At 56.3% G+C, this 18,113-nt stretch carries 13 protein-coding genes; 11 read left to right on the top strand and 2 right to left on the bottom strand.

The window, feature by feature from the left end; all coding sequences use genetic code 11:
* Positions 1–7 precede the first annotated feature (7 nt).
* Both HB779_RS22090 and HB779_RS22085 read right to left on the bottom strand, forming a co-directional pair.
* Positions 8–1,840, bottom strand: coding sequence for an ABC transporter ATP-binding protein (locus tag HB779_RS22090; RefSeq protein ID WP_188346117.1), 1,833 nt, complete (start codon positions 1,838–1,840; stop codon positions 8–10).
* A gap of 11 nt (positions 1,841–1,851) precedes the next feature.
* The gene (locus tag HB779_RS22085) at positions 1,852–2,439 is read right to left on the bottom strand and encodes a winged helix DNA-binding protein (protein WP_188346116.1); all 588 of its coding nucleotides are present in this window, start codon (positions 2,437–2,439) and stop codon (positions 1,852–1,854) included.
* A gap of 125 nt (positions 2,440–2,564) precedes the next feature.
* On the opposite strand from HB779_RS22085, the gene HB779_RS22080 reads away from it, so the two are divergent.
* From HB779_RS22080 to cydX, 11 genes are all read left to right on the top strand, one after another.
* Positions 2,565–6,173 carry a hydantoinase B/oxoprolinase family protein gene (locus HB779_RS22080; RefSeq protein WP_188346115.1) on the top strand — a complete coding sequence of 1,203 codons (3,609 nt, stop codon included), beginning with the start codon at positions 2,565–2,567 and terminating at the stop codon, positions 6,171–6,173.
* Positions 6,174–6,628: 455 nt separating this feature from the next.
* The gene (gene efeU / locus HB779_RS22075) at positions 6,629–7,471 is read left to right on the top strand and encodes an iron uptake transporter permease EfeU (RefSeq protein ID WP_188346114.1); all 843 of its coding nucleotides are present in this window, start codon (positions 6,629–6,631) and stop codon (positions 7,469–7,471) included.
* 11 nt (positions 7,472–7,482) lie between these two features.
* Entirely contained in the window at positions 7,483–8,673 is a 1,191-nt protein-coding gene (efeO, locus tag HB779_RS22070; RefSeq protein ID WP_188346113.1) for an iron uptake system protein EfeO, read from the top strand.
* Positions 8,674–8,686: 13 nt separating this feature from the next.
* Complete coding sequence (gene efeB, locus HB779_RS22065; protein WP_188346112.1) at positions 8,687–10,003, top strand: iron uptake transporter deferrochelatase/peroxidase subunit; 1,317 nt, start codon at positions 8,687–8,689, stop codon at positions 10,001–10,003.
* Between the two features lie 11 nt (positions 10,004–10,014).
* The gene (gene efeO / locus HB779_RS22060) at positions 10,015–10,842 is read left to right on the top strand and encodes an iron uptake system protein EfeO (RefSeq protein WP_188346111.1); all 828 of its coding nucleotides are present in this window, start codon (positions 10,015–10,017) and stop codon (positions 10,840–10,842) included.
* A 205-nt stretch (positions 10,843–11,047) separates the two neighbouring features.
* On the top strand, positions 11,048–11,620 hold the full coding sequence (locus tag HB779_RS22055) for a GbsR/MarR family transcriptional regulator (RefSeq protein ID WP_188346110.1): 573 nt from the start codon (positions 11,048–11,050) through the stop codon (positions 11,618–11,620).
* A 5-nt stretch (positions 11,621–11,625) separates the two neighbouring features.
* Positions 11,626–13,389 (top strand): thiol reductant ABC exporter subunit CydD, encoded by a 1,764-nt coding sequence (gene cydD, locus HB779_RS22050; RefSeq protein WP_188346109.1) that lies wholly within the window; start codon positions 11,626–11,628, stop codon positions 13,387–13,389.
* Positions 13,386–15,077: an amino acid ABC transporter ATP-binding/permease protein gene (locus HB779_RS22045; RefSeq protein WP_371823948.1), complete on the top strand. Its 1,692-nt coding sequence runs from the start codon at positions 13,386–13,388 to the stop codon at positions 15,075–15,077. The genes cydD and HB779_RS22045 overlap by 4 nt, the downstream gene beginning before the upstream one ends.
* Before the next feature lie 81 nt (positions 15,078–15,158).
* On the top strand, positions 15,159–16,736 hold the full coding sequence (locus HB779_RS22040) for a cytochrome ubiquinol oxidase subunit I (RefSeq protein WP_188346107.1): 1,578 nt from the start codon (positions 15,159–15,161) through the stop codon (positions 16,734–16,736).
* A gap of 6 nt (positions 16,737–16,742) precedes the next feature.
* Positions 16,743–17,897, top strand: a complete 1,155-nt coding sequence (cydB, locus tag HB779_RS22035) for a cytochrome d ubiquinol oxidase subunit II (RefSeq protein WP_188346106.1) — start codon at positions 16,743–16,745, stop codon at positions 17,895–17,897.
* Positions 17,898–17,917: 20 nt separating this feature from the next.
* Positions 17,918–18,037, top strand: a complete 120-nt coding sequence (gene cydX, locus HB779_RS22030; protein ID WP_188346105.1) for a cytochrome bd-I oxidase subunit CydX — start codon at positions 17,918–17,920, stop codon at positions 18,035–18,037.
* Positions 18,038–18,113 lie beyond the last annotated feature (76 nt).

Raw genomic sequence — 18,113 nt, 5'->3', positions numbered from 1 at the left:
GATTGATTCAGGCTGCACTCGCCACAAAGTGGCCGGGCGCGATTTCTGTCCGCTTGAATATTTCGGGTTCATCCCCCACCCGGCGAATAGGGCTGGGAATTTCACCTTCCAGCATGGCGCGGTTGCGCGCACGTGCGGGGTCCGCCACCGGCACGGCAGACAAGAGCCGCTGCGTATAGGGATGCGCCGGTGTCTCGAAGATTTGCTGGCGCGTGCCGAGTTCCACCACTTGGCCGAGATAAAGCACGGCAACCCGGTGGCTCATTTTTTCCACCACGGCCATGTCATGGCTGATGAAGAGATAGGCGAGCCCCTGTTGCTCCTGCAATTCCATGAACAGGTTGAGGATTTGCGCCTGAATGGATACATCGAGCGCCGACAGAGCCTCATCGGCAATGATCAGTTTAGGATTGGAAGCAAGCGCCCGGGCAATGCAGACGCGCTGGCGCTGGCCGCCGGAAAATTCGTGCGGATAGCGGCTGGCATGGGCGCTGGTCAGCCCCACCCGCTCCAGCAATTCATCGACGCGTTTCTGGATCGGCTTGCTGCCGTCGATCAGCCTATGGGTGCGGATCGGCTCGGCAATGGAAAAACCCACGGTCTTGCTCGGATCAAGCGATGCAAACGGGTCCTGGAAAATGTACTGGATTTCTTGCCGCAGCTTCTGCTGCTCGGTGCGGCTCATCGAAGAAACCGGCCGCCCGTCAAACAAAATGGTCCCGGAGGTTTCTTTCTGCAGCTGTTGGATTGTCCGCCCGATGGTGGATTTGCCGGAACCGGATTCGCCTACCAGCGCCAGTGTCTCGCCCGGATGAATATCGAACGACACTTTCTCCACGGCATGCACTTTGTGGGTGACGCCGCCGAAAATGCCCTTCTTGATATTGAAGCGGGCGACGAGATCGCGCACCGAAAGAACCGGCGGCAGACCATATCGTGCCGTGTTTTGAATATGCTCCCCGCCGACAAGGCGGGGCGTGTCACCATCCATGACCGTCAGCGGCAGGCGCTTGGGAAAGGCCTCTCCGGTCATGCTGCCAAGTTTCGGCACGGCGGCGAGCAGTGTCTGGGTATAGGGATGCTGCGGCTTGGCAAAAATATCGGCAACCGGGCCCTCCTCGACTTTCCTGCCCTTCCACATCACAACCACATCGTCAGCCATTTCGGCGACAACGCCCATGTCATGGGTAATGAAGATCACGGCCATGCCAAGTTCGGTCTGCAATTCGCGGATAATAGTGAGGATCTGCGCCTGAATGGTTACATCGAGCGCTGTGGTCGGCTCGTCAGCAATCAACAATTTTGGCCGGCACGCCAGTGCCATGGCAATCATTACCCGCTGGCGCATGCCGCCGGAAAGCTGATGCGGATAACGTCCCAGCAGATCGGCTGCGTCGGGCAGGCGCACCATGTCGAGCAGCCGCTTGGCCTCGGCCAGTGCCGCTGTCTTGGTCATGCCCTCATGCAGGACGAGCACTTCGGCAATCTGGTCGCCTATGGTGAAAACCGGATTGAGTGATGTCATCGGCTCCTGGAAGATCATGGCGATCTCCTTGCCACGAATGCCGCGCATGGTTTTCTGTGTGGCTGTGGTCAGATCAATCCGGCCCTTGCGGCTTTCAAACAGAACCTGACCCGTAGGAAACTGCCCGCCCATCATATCGGCCAGTCGCATCACGGAAAGCGAGGTGACCGACTTGCCCGATCCGGACTCGCCAACAATGGCAAGCGTACGCCCTGCCTCGACGGAAAAGCTCAGATTTTCCACAACCCGTGATGAACCAAATTCAACGGAAAGATTGTTCACGGCCAAAAGCGGGGCAGTAACAGTATCGGTCACGCAACTATCCCTTAAAGTGTCGTAGCAGCGCGGGCCGCCTGATCATAGGCGCCGGAGAGAAATCGCAGCACGGCAGCAATTTCCGAAAGCGTGTCTTCGGCAGGCCGTGCGTTGATGGTTGACGCTACGAACAGCCGCTCCCGGATTTGCGCATAGCGTGTGCAGGCCTCAGCGCCCTTGCTGGTGATCTTGATGGTCTTTTCCTTGGCGGCTTTGCCTGTGGTGACCAGTCCAGCGGCTTCCAGCTTGCGGATGGCATAGGTCGCCACATGCGTGTCTTCGATATCGAGAACGAGACAGATATCGGCGAGCTTCTTTTCGCGGCCGCGATGGCGGACGGAATGCAGGATCAGAATTTCAGTCGCCGAGAGGCCCGGCAATCCGGCGGCTGCCATGCAGCGCACCATCCAGCGGGAAAAAGCGTGGGAAGCGAGAATCATTCCGTATTCGACTTCGGAAAGTCCAGGTGATCCGCCCTCGGCCAGATGTGCTGACGACACGATCGGCCCGATGGAAGAGACAGGTTTGAGGTGCTTCGGCAATGCCGTTGCAAACTGCTCAATATCCGCCGTGCTGTTATCTTTCGGCCCCGCCGTCATTCTTCTTGCCTCCGCCTTGACGAATTTATATCATCATTTTATCGACATATTGTCAATGACGATATAGTCTATTAAATGGGCATGCTTACAAATGTGGCAGTCCAGTTGAGAGGGAGCGGTTTAGCATGGGAAGCTGGGATTTCTGGGTGGACCGCGGCGGCACCTTTACCGATGTTATCGGGCGTGACCCGCAGGGCGTGCTGCATGCCCGCAAAGTGCTGTCGGAAAATCCCGATGCCTATAAGGATGCGGCCGTACATGGCATTCGCCAGCATCTTGGGCTGACATCCGGGCAAGCCATTCCCTCCGGCCTTATCGGCGAAGTGCGCATGGGCACGACGGTTGCCACCAATGCGCTGCTGGAGCGCAAGGGCGAACGTCTGGCGCTTGTGACGACCCGGGGATTTCGCGATGCGCTGCGCATTGGTTATCAGGAGCGCAAGAATATTTTTGCCACCGAGATCATCAAGCCGGAAGCCCTGTATGATCAGGTAGTCGAGATCAGTGAGCGTGTACTTGCCGATGGAACCGTCGAAATTCCTTTCGATCCTGTACAGGCCCGCACCGCTTTGCAGGCACTGAAAGACGAAGGTTATGACGCGCTCGCCATCGTTTTCATGCATGCCTACAAATTTCCCGAGCACGAGGCGGCTATGGCTGTCATCGCCCGCGAGATTGGCTTCACGCAGGTCTCGGTGAGCCACGAAGTTTCGCCGCTGATCAAACTGGTTGGTCGCGGCGATACGACCGTGATCGATGCCTACCTTTCCCCGGTTCTGCGCCGCTATGTGGCACAGGTTTCGGCGGAGCTTGATATCGAGCGCACCGGTGCCCGGGTCATGTTCATGATGTCGTCCGGTGGCCTGACCGCCGCCGATATGTTTCAGGGCAAGGATGCCATCCTGTCCGGCCCGGCTGGCGGTGTCGTCGGTCTCGCCCGTACTGGTGAAGAAGCCGGATTTCCCAACGTTATCGGCTTCGACATGGGCGGCACGTCCACCGATGTAGCGCATTTCGACGGCGAGTATGAGCGCGCCTTTGAAACCGAAGTGGCTGGCGTGCGCGTACGTGCTCCGATGATGCTGATCCATACGGTCGCGGCTGGTGGCGGTTCGATCCTGCATTTCGACGCCGGGCGTTTCCGCGTCGGGCCGGATTCTGCCGGAGCCAATCCGGGTCCCGCCTGTTATCGCAATGGCGGCCCGCTTGCGGTCACCGATGCCAATGTCATGGTTGGCAAGCTGATGCCGGAGTTCTTCCCGCCGATCTTTGGCCCGAACCAGAACGAAGCGCTGGACGTCGATGTCGTTCGCACCCGTTTTGCTGAATTGGCCGCACAGATCGGCGATGGCCGCAGCCCTGAAGATGTGGCCGATGGCTTCATCCGCATTGCCGTTGCCAATATGGTTGAGGCGATCAAGAAAATTTCTGTCCAGCGCGGCTATGACGTGACACGCTATGCCCTGAGTTGCTTCGGCGGTGCAGGTGGACAGCACGCCTGTCTGGTAGCCGATGCGCTGGGTATGAAAAGCATTCTCGTTCATCCCATGTCCGGTCTTTTGTCGGCTTATGGTATGGGTCTCGCCGATATCCGTGCCACGCGGCAGAAGGCGCTGGGCATAGCGCTCGATGACAGCGCCCCGGCCCCGCTTGCTGTCCTCGGCGCCGAACTTCAGCAGGAATGTCTTGCGGAACTCAAGGCGCAAGGCATTGCCGAAGGCGAGACAACAACTTTCGTTCGCGCTCATATCCGCTATGCCGGAACCGATACAGTGCTGGCTGTCGAGGCAGCGTTCCCGTCTCACGACAGCATCGCCCGTCTGCGCCGCGAGTTCGAGGTTCTGCACAAGCGCCGCTTTGGTTTCGTTGCCGAGAACAAGGCATTGGTGATCGACGCGGTTGAGGTGGAAACGGTTGGTGGCGGTGCCGGTCAGGCGGAAGCAATCGTTGATGCAACTGCAACCGGCAGACCCGAAGCCGTTCGGCAGAACCGGTTCTATTCACAGGGCACCGCGCACGATGCAGCAGTGGTGCTGCGCGATGCGATGCAACCCGGTCAGCGTCTGGCCGGTCCTGCCATCATCATCGAGCCAAACCAGACGATCGTTATCGAGGATGGCTGGCAGGCTGAACTGACGGCGAAGAACCATATCGTTCTGAAGCGCATCAAGGCACTTCCCGACCGTTCGGCTATTGGCACCCGCGCCGATCCGGTAATGCTGGAGATTTTCAACAATCTCTTCATGTCCATTGCCGAACAGATGGGTGTGACGCTGCAAAACACCGCCTATTCCGTCAACATCAAAGAACGGCTGGATTTCTCCTGTGCGGTCTTTGATGCGGAAGGCAATCTTGTCGCCAACGCTCCGCACATGCCGGTGCATCTTGGTTCCATGGATGCGTCCGTTGCCGCTGCGATCCGCGAAAATCCAATTATTCATCCGGGCGACGTCTTCCTGATCAATGCGCCCTATAATGGCGGCACGCATCTGCCGGATCTGACCGTTTGCACCCCTGTCTTTGACGATGCGGGCAAGGTAATCCGTTTCTGGGTGGCAAGTCGTGGTCACCACGCGGATATTGGCGGCATCGCGCCGGGTTCCATGTCACCGCTTGCGACCAATATCGAGGAAGAAGGCGTCTATATCGACAATTTCAAGCTGCTCGATCGTGGCCGCTTCTGTGAGGATGAGCTGGCGGCGTTGTTGACCGGCGCGCGTTATCCCGTGCGCACACTGCTGCAGAATGTCAACGATCTGAAAGCGCAGGTTGCCGCCAATGAAAAGGGCGTTGCCGAGCTGCGCAAGATGATCCGGCATTTCGGCGAGGATGTCGTCGAGGCCTATATGGGCCATGTGCAGGACAATGCGGCCGAGAGCGTGCGCCGCGTGCTCGACCAGTTGCAGGATGGCAGCTTTACTTACGAGATGGATCAGGGTTGCAGCATTGTCGTCAACATATCCGTCGACAAGATCGCCCGCGAAGTGACGGTGGATTTCACCGGCACGTCGGCACAGCGCGCCGACAATTTCAACGCGCCGCGTCCGGTCACCCGCGCCGCTGTTCTCTATGTCTTCCGTACGCTGGTACAAAGCGACATTCCGATGAATGCCGGCTGCTTGCGGCCTATTCATATCATAGTGCCTGACGGCACCATGCTTTCGCCGGAATATCCCGCTGCGGTTGTGGCGGGAAATGTCGAAGTCAGTCAGGCGGTGACCAATTGTCTGTTTGGCGCTGTCGGTGCACAGGCTGCGGCGCAGGGAACGATGAACAACCTGACTTTCGGTAATGATCAGTATCAGTATTACGAGACCATCTGTTCCGGTGCTCCGGCGGGTCCGGGTTACAATGGTGCCGATGCCATCCATACGCACATGACCAATTCCCGGCTGACCGATCCGGAAATTCTGGAAACGCGTTTTCCGGTGGTGCTGGAAGATTTCCACATCCGTCCGGATTCCGGCGGCAAGGGTAAATGGTCTGCAGGCAACGGAACCAAGCGGACGATACGGGCGCAGGAGAAACTCGACTTCGCTATCCTCTCCGGTCATCGCCGTGTTGCACCGTTCGGGTTGGATGGCGGCGAGCCGGGTCAGACCGGTGCCAATTCCGTCCGCCGGAAAGATGGCACGGTCGAGCCGCTGGGCGGATGCGCGCATACGGTTCTGGACGCAGGTGAAGCCTTCATCATCGTCACGCCGACTGGCGGCGGTTACGGCAAGCCGCAATAATGACGCAACCGGTGGAGCGCCTCTGCAAATGAATGCAGTGAGGCGCTCCGGACCGGCGGAAAACCACCTGACATTGAGGCAAGAATGGGGCAAGGCCCCTTAGAATGTGGCGAAAATGTGTAAATCGCTGTCTTCGTGTATCTGCGAATAGCCGTTTTGACACTGTTCCCACGCCACGAAACCGGGGGTACATGGAGACAGCGCCTCGGTAAACCTGTCTGCCAACTTCATGTTTTCCAGCAAACTTGATTTCGCCGATCCCTGAAATCTCCAGATTTCATGTCGCAAAATACTATACTAAACCACTCAACATACGGAAAAGATTGTAGAAATTCCGCATCTCTGCTTCTTAGAATTCTTCTAATATATTGTTATTGCTTCGTTTTTCGCGCCGGTTTATGACTGGCCGCTGTGCGGCTCAACATTAGGGCTGGCAGCGTCGAGGATTTATTTTAATGCTTGTTCCATTTTTGATCATGCTGCGCGAGGGTATTGAAGCCGCGCTGATTGTTGGCATTGTTGCGAGTTATTTGAAGCAGACCGGCCGTGGCGCATGGATGCCCGCCGTGTGGGTTGGAATTCTGCTGGCCGTAGCTCTTTCGCTGTTTGTCGGCGCAGGGTTGCAGCTTATCAGTGCGGAGTTTCCACAAAAAGCGCAGGAATTTTTTGAAGCGATTGTTGGCTTCGTTGCCGTTATCGTCTTGTGTTCTATGGTGTTTTGGATGCGCCGGGCCGCGCGTTCGATCAAATCCGAATTGCATTCTTCTATCGACGGTGCATTGGCCCATTCTTCCGGTCAGGGCCTTGCTCTGGTCGGTATGGTGTTCTTTGCGGTGGCTCGCGAAGGTCTCGAATCCGTATTCTTCCTGCTTGCCATATTTCAGCAGAGCGCCAATTCCGATGCGCCGCTCGGTGCCCTGCTTGGCATCATTGTTTCGGTGTGTCTGGGTTATGGCATCTATGCCGGCGGCGTGCGTCTCAATCTGAAACGCTTCTTTTATTGGACCGGATTGTTCATTCTTGTTGTCGCTGCCGGCATCCTCGCAGGCTCGCTGCGCCATCTGCACGAAGCCGGTGTCTGGAACAGTCTGCAGACCGTAGTCTTTGATATTAGTGATGTTTTGCCGGTCAGCAGTGCTTTCGGCACGCTGCTTTCAGGCATGTTCGGATATCAGGATATGCCGACGCTGGGCGAAATTATCGCCTATGTCGGGTTCCTCACCATTAGTCTTTCCTTCTTTCTGCGTCCGATGCCACAGCGCCAAAATGCTGTTGCCGCATCCCGCCCCACTCATTGAAAGTTTCCTCCATGTCGCAAGCCACCGGGAACTCCGCTCCCCGTCCGCCCTCACAAAAGCTGATGAAGTTCGGCATTGCCGGTGCTGTACTATTGGTGCTCGCAGGCGGCGCAGCGTTTTATTACGCTTCGACCAAAGTCAGGACCGGCGCAGCGAACGGCGCCATCGTGGTGACTATCAGCGAAGGAAAATGCGATCCGAATACATTGACCGTTCCGGCAGGACGTACCACGTTCAACATCGTCAACAAGTCTGATCGCGCCCTTGAATGGGAAATCCTCGATGGTGTTATGGTATTGGAAGAACGGGAGAATATCGTCCCGGGCTTCACCCAGACGCTCACTGCCAAACTCAATCCCGGTAAATATGAAATCACCTGTGGGCTTCTCACCAGCCCGCGCGGAAGCCTGACTGTTATGCCGTCTGCAGAAGCTTCTGCCGCCGCTGCTCGCCCGGCGCTTGTGGCCTTCGTTGGGCCTTTGGCCGAATATCAGGTGTTTCTTGCAACGCAGTCGAGCGCCCTCGTAAAAGGTGTTCAGGCGCTGGACGATGCAATCAAGGCTGGCGACATCGACAAGGCGCGCGAGGCTTATCAGAAGGCTCGTCTGCCCTATATGCAGATGGAACCGATCGCGGATCGCTTCGCTGATCTGCACAATGCCATCGATCCCGTTGCCGATTATCTGGAGAAGCGTGAGGCGGATGCCGGTTTTACCGGTTTCCACCGCATTGAGTATGGCTTGTATTCCACCGCGAACCTAGACGGTCTGACGCCCGTTTCTGCCAAGCTGCTGGCTGACGTGACAGCGCTGAAAGATCGCGTGCGGTCGTTACGCATCCCGCCGGACCAGATTGCCAGCGGTGCAGCCCGCCTTATCAATACGATTGCCAGCACACGGATTGCGGCGGGTGAAGATCACTATGCAAAGTCTGATCTGCTTGATTTTGAAGCCAATATTGCCGGTGTTTCGCGCATGATGGCACTGATGAAGCCAGTAGTGGCGCAAGGCTCGCCTGCTGTCATGGCTGATATTGAGACGCGGATCGCCGCCGTCGATGGCGCGCTGAAAGCGCTGCGCGGACCCGTTGGTTTCCCGCCTTATGACAATGTGAATGCTGATAGCCGCAAGGCACTCGCTGCACAGATGCAGGCGCTGGCCGATTCCATTGGCAAGCTCAATGCGGCTGTCGGGCTCGAATAGACGGGATTTGATCATGACGGAAGAAACAAACACAAAAGCTTTCATCACCAGTCGCCGCAGCCTACTGCTCGGAGTCGGAGCGGCAGGCGGTGCCGCTCTGGCTGCCGGAATGAGCGGTGCACAAGCTGCTGAAAACAATGGCGAACAGGTCACAGATGCGCCGCTCAGCGACAAGATGCTGGAGCAGCAGCCGTTCCATGGCCAATATCAGTCTGGTATCGTGACCCCTCGCCCCGCTGCAGGCATGATTGCGTCGTTCCGGGTGCTTGCCAATACGCCTGCAGACGTCGAACGGCTGTTCCGTACACTCTCGGAACGCATTGCCTTTCTGATGAAGGGCGGCACGCCCCCTGCCCTGGATGACAAGCTGCCGCCCGCAGATAACGGTATTCTCGGTCCCATCGTACTGCCGGATAATCTGACGATGACCGTTTCACTCGGTGCATCGTTCTTTGATCAGCGTGACTGGCTGTTGCCGCACAAACCGGCACGGCTTTCGCGCATGAAGGCCTTTACGAATGACGCGCTTGACCAGTCTCTCTGCTACGGGGATTTGTCTTTGCAGATCTCGTCCAATACGCCGGACACCAATATTCATGCCCTGCGCGATATCTTGAAAAACCTGCCGGATTTGATGGTTTTGCGCTGGAAACAGGAAGGTTCTGTCCCCGTTTTGCCGCGCAGCCCTGACGGTACGCACCAAAGCGCCCGCAATTTCCTTGGCTTTCGCGATGGCTCAGCCAACCCGGATGCAAGCAGCACTGCTTTGATGGATCGAATTGTCTGGGTGCAAGGCATTGGCGATGAACCGGTGTGGGCGCGTAACGGGACATATCAGGCCGTGCGCATTATCCGTAATTTTGTCGAGCGGTGGGACCGTACGCCGCTTGGCGAACAGGAGCGTATTATCGGACGCCTCAAGCCAACCGGTGCGCCATTTGGCGGACATCACGAAACACAGGTGCCGGATTACCCGAAAGACCCTGAGGGCACAGTAACGCCGCTTGACGCCCATATCAGGCTTGCAAACAACCGCACCGAGGCCGCAGAAGCCAATCTGATCCTGCGCCGCCCCTTCAATTATTCGAACGGCGTGAGCAAGTCCGGTCAGCTTGAACAAGGCCTTTTGTTCATTTGCTATCAAGCGGATTTGGAAAAGGGTTTCATTGCCGTTCAAACCAAGCTGAATGGCGAGCCGCTGGAAGAATATATCAAGCCGATCGGCGGTGGATTCTTCTTCACCTTGCCCGGCGTTGTCGATGCCAACGATTTTCTCGGCCGAACCTTACTGGAAGCAGCCGGCCACACTCCAACAAACAGCAAATCCTGAAGGAGCTATCCATGAAACTCAGAGCCTACCTTGCAGCCAGTGTTTTCGCCGTTACGGCGGTCATTGCGCCGCGTGCCGCGAATGCTGAAGTATCGCCGCTCGACCTCGTTGGCCCGATCGCTGAATACAAGATTTTTATCGGTGAGAACCTGGAAAAACTGGTTACAGAAACCAAGGCCTTCACAGATGCCATCAAGGCCGGCGATCTCGAAAAAGCCAAGAAACTTTATGCTCCGACCCGTATGAACTACGAAATCGTTGAACCAGTTGCCGAACTGTTCAGCGATCTTGATGGTTCGATCGATTCCCGTGCTGACGATCATGAAAAGGCTGAGAAAGATCCAGGGTTCACTGGTTTTCATCGCCTTGAATATGGTCTTTTCAGCCAGAACAGCACGGAAGGATTGAATGAATTTGCCGATAAGCTGCAGGCAGATGTTGTTGAACTCCACAAGCGTATTACAGAGCTGACATTCCCTCCGGAAAAGGTTGTTGGTGGTGCCGCTGCATTGATGGAAGAGGTCGCCGCAACCAAGATTTCCGGTGAAGAAGATCGCTATAGCCACACGGATCTGTGGGACTTCAAGGCAAACTTCGACGGCTCGCGCAAAATTTTCGATCTGGTTCGCCCGCTGATCGAAAAGGATGATGCAGCTTTCGTTACCAAGGTTTCCGGTAATTTCGACACTGTCGACAAGACATTGTCGAAGTACAAGACAGCTGAAGGGTACGAGTTGTATGACAAGCTGACTGACGATGATCGTACGGTATTGGCCGCAGCCGTGAACACGCTGGCTGAAGACCTCTCGACACTGCGCGGCAAGCTCGGATTGAACTAACCTCAATTTTAGCGGAACTAAAGTTTGAAAGGCCCGGCTGCCAAAAGCCGGGCTTTTTTGTTTTTAAGCATTTGAATAACAAAGAATTTGTGTCGAGAAATGGTCTGCGGCCAATTGACCATTCGGCATCGCTTGCATCCCATCCTTCCATGGAATATCGTTATTTCAGTAATTACTGAAATAACTGTTATATCGGGAATGTCTGATGAATCTTCCTCCGCTCGTTCAATCTTTCGTACTGCACTTTGGCGAGATGGGTAGCCGTTGGGGCATCAATCGCACCGTCGGGCAGATTTACGCATTGCTCTACGTCTCTCCTGAACCGCTGAATGCGGATCAGATCGTCGACTCGCTTGGCATTTCCCGGTCCAACGTTTCAATGAGCCTGCGCGAGCTTCAGGCCTGGAACCTTGTATTGCTCAAGCATCTGCCCGATGATCGCCGGGATTTTTTCACGACGCCAGATGATGTCTGGCAGATACTGCGCACACTCGCCGAAGAGCGGAAGAAGCGCGAAGTGGACCCAACCCTCTCTGTTCTGCGCGAAATTCTGATGCAACAGCCCGCGAGCGATGCGGAACGCCACGCGCAAGCGCGTATGGCCGAGATGCATGGGCTGATCGAACAGCTGACAACGTGGTATGATGACGTCAAGAAGCTCGAAACGGACCGTTTGGCCACTTTGCTGACGCTTGGCGCGAAGGTGACGCGTTTACTTGAGGCGAAGGACAAGATTATCTCGCTTGGGCGCTCCAAGCGCAATGCGGATAAGGCTTGAATGTTATGTCAGCTGATGCTGTCTGTGCTCCCATTGCCCTTCGCGCGGAAGAATCTGCCGTAGCGGCTGATGTGTCTGCGCAAGGGACTGAAAACACAGCGAAAAAGAAACAGGAGTTGCCGAGAAGAGCAGCGGCTTTTGTCCAGATTGGTGCCGCGTTGCTCTGGCTCCCGCAAGCTGGACTGCTGAGTATCGCCGTCGGGTATATCGCTGCTGGTAATGGAATAGCCGATATTCTCTGGCTGGCATTCGGCGTACTTGCCATCGGGGTTATGCGGGCCTTGGTAGACGCTGCCGGTAACCGAATGGCCTTTGGTGCCGCGCGTACAACTCTTTCTGCCTTGCGGGAGCAAAGCGTTGCAGCCCTCGCCAACCGTTCACCGCTCGATCCCAGCCGCACTGCGTCCGGGGAAGCCGCGAGCATATTGACCGAACAGGCAGAGGCCGTTGTGCCATATCTTGCACGCTTCCGTCCTGCGCGGCTGAAAGCCACGGTCATTCCACTTGCCATCTTGCTGTGTGTTCTCTCCCTTTCATGGGCGGTGGCTATCGTTCTGCTCATCGCGGCACCGCTGATCCCGATTTTCATGGCGCTCATCGGGTGGCGCGCCAAGGCGGCAAGCGAGGCGCAGCTTGTTGAAATGGGCAGTATGAATGCTTTTCTGTTGGATCGTTTGCGTGGTCTGGCAACGATCCGTTCGCTGGACGCAGTTGATCTCACCGCCCGGCGATTGAGGGCGGATGCCGAATCCTTGCGAACACGCACGATGGCAGTCTTGCGTATTGCCTTTTTATCCTCGGCCGTTCTTGAGCTTTTTGCAGCACTCGGCGTTGCCATGGTCGCGGTTTATGTGGGTTTTCATCTGCTTGGGCAGCTTGATTTTGGCACATGGTCCGGCCGTCTGACCCTCAACGAGGGATTATTCATCCTTTTGCTCGCGCCTGCCTTTTTTGAGCCCCTACGCGAACTCTCTTCTGTCTGGCATGATCGCGCCGCCGGAGAAGCGGCACTGGACGCTCTGCGCCAGCTTGCCAATGACGGTATGCAGTTACCCGGTCAGCAACACAGGGAAAAACAAGAGCTTAGAACTATTCCGGAAGCCGCAGATGCATCGGCTATCCATATCCGAGGCCTGACTTTTCGCTACGCCGGCAATGACTTACCGATCTTTGAGGACCTTGATCTCGACATTTCCGCTGGGGAGCATGTTGCATTGCTTGGACCAAGCGGATCCGGCAAGTCCACGCTTCTGGCGCTCATTGCTGGCTTGGCGCCCATTGAAAACGGCAGAATAACCATTGCCGGTCAATCGATGACATCTGCTGCGGCTTTCAAACAGCGCAACAAGATTGCTTGGATTGGTCAGCGGTCGCATATCTTCGCCGGAACTGTTGCCGCAAATGTTTCCTTGGGCCACCCGCATGTCAACGCCGGAGCTGTCGCATCTGCCCTCAAGCAGGCGGCACTGGAAAATGTTGCCAACGCCCGTGGTAAAGCGTCGATTGGCGAAGGCGGTTCCGGTCTTTCCGGCGGTGAAGCGCTGCGGCTGGCGCTTGCCCGTGCGGCGGCTGATCCTGATGCCTCGCTCATTCTGGCTGATGAACCAACTGCGCACCTCGATAGCGAAACCGCACGCGATATAGCGGGTAGGCTTTTCACTTTGGCACTCGGCAAAACACTGGTTATCGCGACTCATGATCCCGCATTGGCAGCCCGAGCGCACCGCATTATCGATTTACGGTCCGATTTTTCAAAGGAGAGTGTGTGATGACTCTCCGGTGCGATTTCCAGCCCATTATTCAGCTTTTTCTTGCAGAACGGCGCTACACTCTTTTGACCGGTGCTCTTCTGGCAGCCGCGACAGTTTTGGCCGGTGTCGCCCTGCTTGGATTATCGGGATGGTTTATTACGGCGACGGCAATTGCCGGGCTTTCATCCGCTGCAGCCTTCGCATTCGATGTTTTCGCTCCGTCTGCCGGGATAAGGTTTTTGGCATTGGCCCGCACCGCCGCCCGCTATGGCGAGCGGTTGACGACTCACGATGCCACTTTGGGTGTTTTGGCAGCGTTGCGTGAGAAGCTTTTCCGCGGCTGGGCAATGCCTGACGGGGCGCAATCGCTTTTACGCCGTCCAGCCAAGCTTTTGTTCCGGCTCACCGCCGATATCGATGCGCTGGATTCCTTGTATCTGCGGGTACTGGTGCCCGCTGCTGTCGCACTGTGTTCGGCTCTGGTTGTCAGCGTTGCGCTAGGTCTGATGCACCCCTTGCTGGGTCTGATGGCCGGAAGCTGGCTGTTGCTTACTGGTTTTGGAATTCCCGTTCTTGCCGCGCGCTTCTCAACCGGCGCATCCCGCCGCCGCACGCACGCATTGGAGGCGTTGCGCTCCCGCGTGATTGATCTGGTGTCCGGCCAGACTGAATTAATCATGGCTGGGCGTATTTGGGCGCAGCGCGAAACAATCAAGGCCGCCGATGACCGGTTGGCCCAAGCCGACGATGCGTTGAATCGTACCGAAATGGCAGTTACAGCCGGTTTTGGTATCGCTTCGGCAGTTCTGCTGGCAGGTACGCTCGTCGGCGTGGCTGTTCTCGCTCAAGCTGGTGCGATTGGTGCTCCTGTTGCGGCGTTTGGATTGTTGATTGCCCTGGCGGCTCTCGAGCCTTTTGCGGGTTTGCGGCGCGGTGCATTGGAATTGGCCCGTACGGTCCTCAGTGCGAGGCGCATTGGACCACGTCTCGTAACTGCCCCCCCCCCTGCTCTCCCCTCCCCTCCCCCGGAGGGATTTGTTGTTCAGCTTGAAAACATCACCGCGTCCCATCGCGGGACGAGCGCTGCTTCCCTGCACGACATATCTCTGTCTATGGCTGACGGCGAACGCATCGCTCTGATTGGTCCCAGTGGTGCCGGTAAATCGACATTGCTTGCGTTGATCGCGGGCGATTTGACACCAACACATGGAAACGCTGCATGTGCGACCGCTACACTGCTCACGCAAAAAACCGAACTCTTTCAGGACAGTCTGCGCGACAATCTCAAACTTGCCGCTCCGGATGCCGATGATGACCATCTTTGGGGTGCGCTGGCGATTGCGGGACTGGCCGACCATGCCGAAACAATGGCTCGCGGACTGGACGCGCGGCTTGGCGAAGGCGGACAAGGCCTTTCTGGCGGTCAGGCGCGCCGTCTCTCCCTTGCGCGTCTTTTGTTACGTAACACAAAGCTTTGGCTGCTGGATGAACCCACGGAGGGTCTTGATGGCGAGACCGCACGGGATGTCCTGTGTCGCCTGACGCAGCATATGGACGGGCGTTCCGTTATCATCGCTACCCATAACCGGCGGGAGGCCGAGATAACTGACCGGCTGCTGATCTTGAAACAGGGGCGCATTATTGCCTCGATACGCCGCGGCGAACCGATGTTTGACGCCGCACTTTTGGCACTGCGGCCGGACTAAGGCCGTAGTCTCATTCACTCAGCATTTGCCGCTGGCGATGCTGAACAACAGGGGGCCGGACTTGTAGCCCGGCAAATGCAAATGGAACTCGACATTGTTGCGCTTTCGCGTCTGCAATTTGCGATAACGGCGCTTTATCATTTTCTCTTCGTGCCGTTAACGCTTGGCCTCTCGGTGCTGCTTGCCATCATGGAAACGGTCTATGTCATGAGCGGCCGGGCAATCTGGCGGCAGATGACCAAGTTCTGGGGTACGCTGTTCGGCATCAATTTTGCGCTCGGTGTTGCCACGGGTATCGTCATGGAATTCCAGTTCGGTATGAACTGGAGCTACTACAGTCAATATGTGGGCGATATTTTCGGAGCGCCGCTAGCCATTGAAGGGTTGATGGCATTCTTTCTGGAAGCCACCTTTGTTGGCCTCTTTTTCTTTGGTTGGGACAAACTTTCCAAAGTCGGGCATCTGGCCGCAACATGGGCCGTTGCGATTGGCTCAAACTTCTCTGCTCTGTGGATATTGATCGCCAATGGCTGGATGCAGAACCCGGTTGGATCAGCATTCAATCCGCAGACGATGCGGATGGAAGTCACTGATTTCTTTGCGGTTTTGTTCAATCCAGTGGCCCAGGCCAAGTTTGTTCACACCGTTTCCGCCGGTTACGTAACGGCATCAATCTTCGTTCTCGGCGTATCGGCATGGTATGTGCTTAAAGGCCGTCACACAGCCCTCGCCAAACGGTCGATGACGGTCGCAGCGTCATTCGGACTTGCTGCATCACTCTCGGTTGTCGTTCTGGGTGATGAGAGCGGCTATCTATCGACCGAGCATCAGAAAATGAAACTCGCTTCTATCGAAGCCATGTGGAAGACCGAACCGGCCCCGGCGGCTTTCACGGCCTTTGGTTTTCCAGATCAGGAGGCACGTGAAACCCATTATGCTGTGCATATTCCATGGGTCATGGGCCTGATCGGCACGCGGTCGCTGACCACCGTCATCCCCGGCATCGAAGATCTGGTTGTGCATGCCGAGAAGCGGATAAGGCAGGGTTTGCTTGCTTACGACGCGCTCCAGAAGATTCGCGAGGCTGGCAGTACCGTTACGGTTTCCCCTGATATACGCACCACGTTTGAAGATAACGGGGCTGATCTTGGCTACGCCCTGCTCCTCAAACGCTATGTGGATGATCCACGTCAAGCCACCGAGGCGCAGATCGCAAAAGCGGCGTGGGATACTGTTCCGCATGTACCGACGCTTTTCTGGTCATTCCGCATCATGGTTGGGTTAGGCATGTTCTTCATCCTACTCACGATGACGTTCTTCATTTTGTCGGTGCGCCGGCAGTTGGACACCTATCCATGGCTCTTGCGTATTGCCGTCCTTGCGATCCCCCTCCCCTGGATCGCTGCGGAACTTGGCTGGATTGTCGCGGAGTTCGGACGTCAGCCCTGGATCATTGAGGGCGTGTTGCCAACGGCCGCTGCGGTCTCCAATCTTGGCGCAACATCGCTTCTCATCACTATCGCCGGATTTGTGGTGATCTATACCGTGCTCTTCATCATCGAGATGGGGTTGATGCTGCGTGCGATCCGCAAGGGGCCGGAACCGGACACTGAACCGGAAGCAACCCTGATTTCCCCTCACATTGTACCGGCGGAGTAAACAATCATGATTTTGCATCAATTCATTGACTACGAAACGTTGCGGCTGATTTGGTGGGTTCTGCTCGGTGTGCTTCTGATTGGATTTGCCGTCACTGACGGATTTGATCTGGGCATCGGTACCTTGCTGCCTTTCGTAGCACGGACAGATATGGAACGCCGTATCGCTATCAACACAATTGGTCCCATATGGGAAGGCAACCAAGTGTGGCTTATCGTTGGGGGTGGCGCAATCTTTGCCGCATGGCCGCCGCTTTATGCTGTATCCTTTTCAGGGTTCTATCTGGCGATGTTCATCATTCTGGCAGCCCTCATTGTGCGGCCGGTTGCCTTCAAATATCGCTCCAAACGCGAGAGCAGGGTTTGGCGTTCAGCATGGGATTGGGCACTGTTTGTTGGAGGCTTCGTGCCGTCGCTGATCTTCGGCGTGGCGCTTGGCAATGTATTGCAGGGCGTTCCTTTCCGTTTTAACGGCGACCTGCGCATTTTCTACGAAGGGTCCTTCTTTGGCCTGCTCAATCCCTTCGCGCTTCTGTGTGGGCTTCTATCGGTCTCTATGCTGGTTATGCATGGCAGTGCCTGGCTGCAACTCAAGGCGTCGGGTATCGTCGCCGAGCGCGCCCGGCGGTTTGGCAGCATTGCAGCTCCCCTTACGATTGTCCTCTTTGCCTTGGCAGGGCTTGTGTTGTGGTTGAGTTTTGACGGCTATCGCATCACCAGTGTGATTGATCCGGCCGGACCGTCAAATCCGCTGCTGAAAACAGTGGTGCAGGACAAGAATGCCTGGTTTGCCAATTTTAATGCGCACAGCTGGATGCTGGCTGCTCCGGTATTTGGTTTTCTTGGCGCCGCTGCTGCCCTGCTCGGATTTCGGGCAAAGCGCGAAATTGCGACAATGCTATCAAGCGCGCTGTCGATCTTTGGCATCATCGCGACGGTGGGCCTCTCGATGTTTCCTTTCATCCTGCCTTCGTCGATTGATGCCCGATCAAGCCTTACCGTATGGGATTCGTCATCCAGTCATCTGACATTGTTCATTATGCTGGTGGTCAGCGCAATCTTCATTCCGCTGATCGTTGCCTATACGACATGGGTCTACCGGGTACTGTGGGGCAAGGTTGACGAGACGACTGTCAGCAACAAGAGCGGCCATGCTTACTAGTTCGATGAAGGAGCAATGATATGTGGTATTTCGCCTGGCTTTTGGGATTGCCGTTTGCAGCGGCTTTTGCGGTGCTCAATGCGATGTGGTACGAATTGGTTGAGGATGACGCGAGCCGCAAGGCAGACGCTGAAAAGTAAGCGCTTAACAGTGAAATCGCACCGGAGAAATCGGTGCGATTTCATTGCTTCTGCAGCATTTGAGTTCGAATTTATA

This window comes from Phyllobacterium sp. 628, from assembly GCF_014189505.1.
Classification (GTDB): domain Bacteria; phylum Pseudomonadota; class Alphaproteobacteria; order Rhizobiales; family Rhizobiaceae; genus Phyllobacterium.
Note: the sequence above shows the minus strand (reverse complement) of the source record. Positions and strands in the feature narration are given on the sequence as shown.